The following is a 6,149-nucleotide window of genomic DNA, read 5'->3' as shown; positions in this document are numbered from 1 at the left end:
CGTCGGTGTACGAGATCGTCCGGCCGAGCACGTCCTGGACCATGGTGACGGACTTGCCGTCCGCCCCTCCCGCGTGCCCGCCGACGGGCGAAAGCCCGCCGCCCGGTACTGCTCACCGGGCGACGGGCCGTGATTCGCCCGCTCGCCTCCGGGGCGCTGCGCCCCGGCGCCCCTTCGGCTCGGGGCGGGACCGCTCAGCGGGCCTTGGCGCGGGTCCGCGCGGGCGCCGCCGGCCGGTCGGCCGGGGCCAGCGTCCGCCAGAGCTGCCGGACGAAGGCCTCGGCCTCGCGCAGCTCCTCCGACCCGCCGGACGGGGCGGCGAACACGCCCCCGTACGCGGCCAGGTAGCAGGCGCCGAGCAGGAGTTGGGCCGCCGCCACCGGGTCGGCGTCCCGGCTGACCAGATCGGCCCGCTGGGCCCGCCGCAGGTAGTCGGCCAGCAGCTCGGCGGCCCGGTGCGGCCCCGCGTTGTTGGCCCGCATCCACTCCCGGTGGCGGTCGAGCAGCTTGGGCTCGGCGAACACCGACAGCAGCATCGGCATCGACTCGCGGTAGAACGCGAGCGCCTCCTCGGCCACCTGCTGCAGGGCCGCCCGTACCTCGCCCTCGCTGGTGACGTCCTCCGGCAGCGCCCGCAGCACCGGCAGCAGGCCGGGCAGCCGCTCGGCGAGGACCGCCAGGAAGACGTCCTCCTTGCTGCGGAAGTGCCGGTAGATGGTGCCCTCGGAGCAACCCGCCACCTCGGCGATCTCCTTGGTCGTGCAGCGGGCCAGGCCGAGGTCCCGGATCACCCGCTCGGCGGCGTCGACGATCTGCTCGCGCATACTCATGAAGGCTCCGAGGGGACGGGGCGGCCGGTCCCGGACCGGACCGCGGCTGCGGAGGGGTACCCGAAGGATAGCGTGCAGGTGAGTACCCGCTCACCGGTTTCGACTAGCACGCCGGGGGTTTCGACCAGCGCGCCGGCCCCACCGCCCGCGGAGGGCGACGGGGCCGGCGAAGGAAGCGGCGGCACCGGTCAGCGCGGCGGCCCGGCGGGACCGCCCAGCCCGGGCGGCGGCCCGACCAGCTGCACGCCGAGCGGCTCCAGCGCGCCGAGCAGGCGGGCGAAGTCCGGCGGGCCCTGGAGCGGCGGCGGCAGCTCCAGGCTGGTGGCCGGCTCACCGGTCCGGAAGAACCACTCCTCGAAGCCGGCCGGGGTGCCGAGCACCAGGAACCGGGTCCCCTCGGTCTCCACCCGGTACTGGTGGGCGATGCCGCGCGGCGCGAAGACCGTCGCGCCCGGGCCGACCTTGTGCTCGTCGTCGCCGATCCGCAGCACCATCTCCCCCTCCTGGACGATGAAGAACTCGTCCTCGCGGGTGTGCAGGTGGACCGGCGAGGCGTAGCCCGCCGGGGACAGCTGCTCGGCGAGCCAGAACTGCCCGTTGGTCTCGGCGCCGGTCGCCTTGAACTTGAGCAGCGCGCCGACGTGCCAGATGGCGCGCCCCTCGTCGGGCTGCTTCACGAACGGTTGGGACGTCACTCGGTTCCTCCTCGGTCGGCGGGCCCGCAGCCGGGCCCGCGGCACAGCGGTACGGAAACTGATCGGTCGTCGGTGCGGGCTCAGGCCGCGCTGCGGAGCAGCCCGGTGGCGCGCACGGCGGCCACCACCTGGTCCGGCCCCGGCGCGAAGGCGTCCTCCAGCTCGGGACTGAAGGGCACCGGAGCGTGCGGCCCGGTGACCATCCTGACCGGCCCGCGCAGCGCGGCGAAACGGTCCTGCGCGACCTGCGCGGCGATGTCGGTGGCCAGGCTGCAGCGCGGGTGGGCCTCGTCCACCACGACCAGCCGGCCGGTGCGCTCCACGCTGCCGTAGATGGTCGAGGTGTCCAGCGGGGACAGCGTCCGCGGGTCGATCACCTCGACCTGCACCCCCTCGGCGGCGAGCTGCTCGGCGGCGGCGAGCGCGACCGAGACCATCCGGCCGATCGCCACCACCGTGCAGTCCGTCCCGGGCCGGACCACCTTGGCCGAGCCGAACGGGATCGCGTACGGCTCCTCGGGGACGCCGCCGGGCACGAAGTAGAGCATCTTGTGCTCCAGGAACAGCACCGGGTCGTCGTCCACCAGGGCCTGCGCCATCAGCCCCTTGGCGTCGTACGGGCTGGACGGCGCGACCACCTTGAGGCCGGGCAGGTGGACGAAGAGCGGGTGCAGCGCCTGCGAGTGCTGGGCACCGCGGCGCAGGCCGGTGCCCCACATCGCCCGCAGCACCAGCGGCACCGAGACCCGGCCGCCGGCCATGTAGCGCAGCTTGGCGGCCTGGTTGGCGATCTGGTCGAAGCAGACGGTGGCGAAGTCGACGAAGAGCAGGTCGACCACCGGGCGCAGGCCGGTCGCGGCGGCGCCGACCGCGGCGCCGACGAAGGCGGCCTCGGTGATCGGCATGTCGAGGACGCGGTCCGGGAATTCGCGGTGCAGGCCCTTGGTCGGGCCCCAGGCGTTGGTGCTGTCCTCGCCCATGAGGACCACCGAGCGGTCGAAGCGCATCTGCTGGGCCAGCGCCTCGCCGATCGCCTGCTGGTACGTGATGGTGCGCACGTGGATCCCTCCTCCGGGGCGGGTCAGCGGGTGTAGACGTGGTCGAGCAGGGTGCGCGGGTCGGCCGTGAACGGCTCGGAGGCGGCCGCGACGGCGGCCTCGACCAGCGCGGTGGCGTCCCGGTCGATCCGGTCCAGCTCGAAGGCGGCGGGTCCGGCCACGGTGCCGTCGGCGATCCGGGAGCGGAGCAGCAGCAGCGGGTCGGACTCGGTGCGCAACCGCTCCGGGTCGGCGTCCGGGCGGTAGGACTGGTCGTCCCACAGCTCCATGTGGCCGTGGAAGCGCTCGGCCCGGAACTCCAGCACGGTCGGGCCCTGGCCGTCCCGGGCGCGGCGCACGGCCTCGGTGGTGGCGGCGTGCACGGCGAGCACGTCGTAGCCGTCGACCACCGCGCCGGGGATGCCGAAGCCGGCCGCGCGCTGGGCCATGTCGGTGCCGGAGAAGTGCCGGTCGGCCGGGGTGGCCTGGGCGTAGCCGTTGTTCTCGATGGCGAAGATCACCGGCAGGTCGAGCATCCGGGCCAGCACCAGGCTCTCCAGCACGGCGCCCTGGTTGGCGCCGCCATCGCCGGTGAAGGCCACCGCGACCTGGCCGGTGCCCTGCTGGCGGGCGGTCAGCGCGGCCCCGCAGGCGAGCGGGACGCCGCCGCCGGCCAGGCCGTTGGCGCCGAGCATGCCGCGGTCGAAGTCCGCGATGTGCATCGAGCCGCCCTTGCCGCCGCAGAGCCCGTCCGGCCGGCCGTGCAGTTCCTTCATCATCGCTTCCACGTCGCAGCCCTTGGCGATCGCGTGGCCGTGGCCGCGGTGGGTGCTGGCGAGGAAGTCGTCGGGGGCGAGGGCCGCGCACACTCCCGCGGCGACGGCCTCCTGCCCGCTGTAGAGGTGGACCGCGCCGGGGAGGCTCTTCGCCAGGCCGTGCAGGCGGTCCTCGAAAGCCCGGATCACACTCATCGTCCGGTAGATCTCTGCGATCTGATTGAGCGTCAGATCGGTGGTGCGGGATGTGCCCATGGGGTCGCCTCCTCGGCTCTCCGGGGGACGCCGGCGGGGCGCCGCGCGCCTCGTTCGCCGGTCGTGCTCGTGGCCCGACTCCATGAGGGTAAGTGCTCACTCACATGGGTGCAACCAAGTGTCCGAATCCGTCAGGGCCCACTCCCCCACCCGGCTCTCCCACCCTTGCGCCCCGCGCAAGGCCGCGCCTAAGGTCTTGTCCCGGGTGGATTGGGATCACGGCATTGAAACGTACGACGGACCGATAGAGCGGGGTCCGCCGTGCCGATTTTCGGACATGCCCGAGGAATTCCATTTCCCCGCGCCAGGAACGCCCGTGCACAGTGGGTAAGACGCGAGCGACGGGGGGATCTCAGGAACCATGCTGGACCAGATAATAAAATCCTCCGGCAGGGCCGATCGAAGACCGACCAACCTGGCCATGAACGGCGCGGCGGCGCTCACTACGCGCGGTGAACGGAACACCTCCGACCGGATCGGCCGGCTGGTGAACACCCTGCTCGGCCTGGTCACCGGCCTCGGTGCGGCCGGCCTGCCGCCGGCCGCACCGAGGCCGCCGGCTCCCGCCGTCGCCTTCCTGGCCACCGATGCGGAGCCCGGCTGTCCGGACGCCGCCGCCCGGCTGGACGAACGCCGCCGCCTGCGGCGGGAGCTGCACGACTCGCTGGCTCCCCGGCTGGCCGCCCTGCACATGCGGATGGAACTGGCCGGCCTCGACCTGAACAGCGACGCCGAACAGGCGCCCGCCCTGCTGGCCCAGGCCCGGGAGGACGTCAGCACCGCCATCGCCGACGTCCGCCGGGTGATCCGCGACCTCGACCGCTCCGAGCCCCGGACCGGCGAGTCCGCCGGCACTCTGCGCCAGTTCCTGGACCGCCAGGTCCGCGCCTTCGAGGAGGCCGGGGCCGGCCGGCTGCGGTTCGTCACGGAGTTGCCGACCGTCCTGGACGATTTCCCGGCCGACGTCCAGACCGAATTGAAGAAAATCTCCGGCGAGGCCGTCGCCAATGTCGCCCGGCACGCCCGGGCCTCGGTCTGCCGGATCTCCGCGTCGGTCGGCAGGAACGGTCTCGACCTGTCGATCGAGGACGACGGGATCGGAATTTCCGCGGACGCGGTCCGCGGAATCGGACTTCCGTCGATGTGCGTCCGCACCAAGGAACTCGGCGGTGTTTTCTCGGTGGCCCGGACCCCGCACGGAACCGCGGTCCGGATCCGGCTGCCGCACTCCGCGCTGGTCGACGGCAGCGACCGGCTCGGCTGACGCGTTCCCGGTCCTTCCCCTTCCTCCCCGGGGGGCGTCGCGGAGTCCGTGCTCGACCGACCCGTGTCCGCTCCCGGCTTCCCACGCGCTCACCCGCGCTTCCTCGTCCTCCCCAAGGAGCCCCCATGGACCCGGCCGTGCCCCGAAACCTCCGTATCCTGGTTGTCGACGACCATGAGCTGTTTCGGGCTGGTTTACGCCAACTCCTGGACCGGATCGACACGCTGACGGTGGTCGGCGAGGCGTCCAGCGGGGCGGACGTGCTCTCCGCCGTCGAGCGGCTGGCACCCGACGTCGTCCTGATGGACATCGGCATGCCCGGCACCGACGGCATCGAGGCGACCCGGACCCTGCTGGCCCGCCACCCCCGGGTGGCGGTGGTGATGCTGACCGCCGACGACAACGACGAGTCCATCGTCGCGGCGGTGCGGGCCGGCGCCCGGGGCTACCTGGTCAAGGGCGCCGGCCTGGACGACGTGCGCCGGGCGATCACCGCGGTCAGCCAGGGCGGCGCGCTGTTCGGCCCGGAGGCCGCCGCCCACCTGCTGGCGCAGGTCCGCCGGCCGGCCCCCGAGCGCGAGCCGTTCCCCGACCTCACCCCCCGGGAGATGGCGGTGCTCACCATGCTCGCGGACGGCCGCAACAACGCGCACATCGCCAACGAGTTCGGGCTCTCGATGAAGACGGTGCGCAACTACCTCTCCCGGATCTTCAGCAAGCTCCAGGTCGCGGACCGCGCCGAGGCGGCCGTCCGGGCCCGGCGCGCCGGCCTCGGCAGCTGAGCCGGCCGGCCCGCGGGGCCGTCAGCGCTCCAGCAGGTGCGCCCAGAGCTCCTCCTCGCTCCTGGTCAGCGGCGCCGGGTGCGCCCCGGCCCGTTCCGGATGCCACTCCGGCACCCCCGGCGGGGGCAGCACGTCCTCCGGCTTCCGCGCCCCCGGCAGGGCGGAGGGCGAGGTGAGCGCCCCCATCGCCAGCCCCAGCCAGATCAGCCCGTCCGCCAGGTAGCGGCCGGTCAGCCGCGCCCACCGGCGCAGCAGGTAACGACGGTGGGCACGGCGCAGGACGGTTCGCATCGGAGGGCCTCCGGCGGGGACGGCAGCGGGGGAAGCGGTGCTACGGCCATCCTGCGGACCGGCCGTCCCACCGTCATGGGTCGGGAATCCCCAACACACTGGGAACCTTTCCTGCCCCGTCCCGGTCACCGGTCCAGAAGTTGGTGCCGTCGTACACCCAGGAGGACTCGGTCACCGGGTCCCAGTGGGTGTTGGCGGCGGTCGGGTTGAGCTCCTTCC

The 6,149-nt window shown here is 73.6% G+C and carries 7 protein-coding genes; 2 read left to right on the top strand and 5 right to left on the bottom strand.

Annotation, left to right across the window (positions count from 1 at the left end; all coding sequences use genetic code 11):
* Nucleotides 1-194 precede the first annotated feature (194 nt).
* From ABT093_RS40210 to ABT093_RS40195, 4 genes are all read right to left on the bottom strand, one after another.
* Nucleotides 195-830: a TetR/AcrR family transcriptional regulator gene (locus tag ABT093_RS40210; RefSeq protein WP_350572469.1), complete on the bottom strand. Its 636-nt coding sequence runs from the start codon at nt 828-830 to the stop codon at nt 195-197.
* A gap of 188 nt (nt 831-1,018) precedes the next feature.
* Complete coding sequence (locus tag ABT093_RS40205) at nt 1,019-1,525, bottom strand: quercetin 2,3-dioxygenase (RefSeq protein ID WP_350572468.1); 507 nt, start codon at nt 1,523-1,525, stop codon at nt 1,019-1,021.
* 80 nt (nt 1,526-1,605) lie between these two features.
* Nucleotides 1,606-2,583 (bottom strand): alpha-ketoacid dehydrogenase subunit beta, encoded by a 978-nt coding sequence (locus tag ABT093_RS40200; protein WP_350572467.1) that lies wholly within the window; start codon nt 2,581-2,583, stop codon nt 1,606-1,608.
* Between the two features lie 23 nt (nt 2,584-2,606).
* Nucleotides 2,607-3,593, bottom strand: coding sequence for a thiamine pyrophosphate-dependent dehydrogenase E1 component subunit alpha (locus ABT093_RS40195; protein ID WP_350572466.1), 987 nt, complete (start codon nt 3,591-3,593; stop codon nt 2,607-2,609).
* A gap of 361 nt (nt 3,594-3,954) precedes the next feature.
* On the opposite strand from ABT093_RS40195, the gene ABT093_RS40190 reads away from it, so the two are divergent.
* Together ABT093_RS40190 and ABT093_RS40185 are read left to right on the top strand one after the other, a co-directional pair.
* The gene (locus tag ABT093_RS40190; protein ID WP_350572465.1) at nt 3,955-4,857 is read left to right on the top strand and encodes a sensor histidine kinase; all 903 of its coding nucleotides are present in this window, start codon (nt 3,955-3,957) and stop codon (nt 4,855-4,857) included.
* A gap of 125 nt (nt 4,858-4,982) precedes the next feature.
* Nucleotides 4,983-5,639, top strand: a complete 657-nt coding sequence (locus tag ABT093_RS40185) for a response regulator (RefSeq protein WP_350572464.1) — start codon at nt 4,983-4,985, stop codon at nt 5,637-5,639.
* Between the two features lie 21 nt (nt 5,640-5,660).
* On the opposite strand, the gene ABT093_RS40180 is transcribed toward ABT093_RS40185, so the two are convergent.
* Nucleotides 5,661-5,930, bottom strand: coding sequence for a hypothetical protein (locus tag ABT093_RS40180; protein WP_350572463.1), 270 nt, complete (start codon nt 5,928-5,930; stop codon nt 5,661-5,663).
* Between the last annotated feature and the right edge of the window lie 219 nt (nt 5,931-6,149).

The sequence above is a fragment of the Kitasatospora sp. NPDC002551 genome (assembly GCF_040296005.1).
GTDB lineage: Bacteria > Actinomycetota > Actinomycetes > Streptomycetales > Streptomycetaceae > Kitasatospora.
The sequence above is the reverse complement of the archived record's forward strand: the minus strand, read 5'-3'. Positions and strand labels throughout refer to the sequence as shown.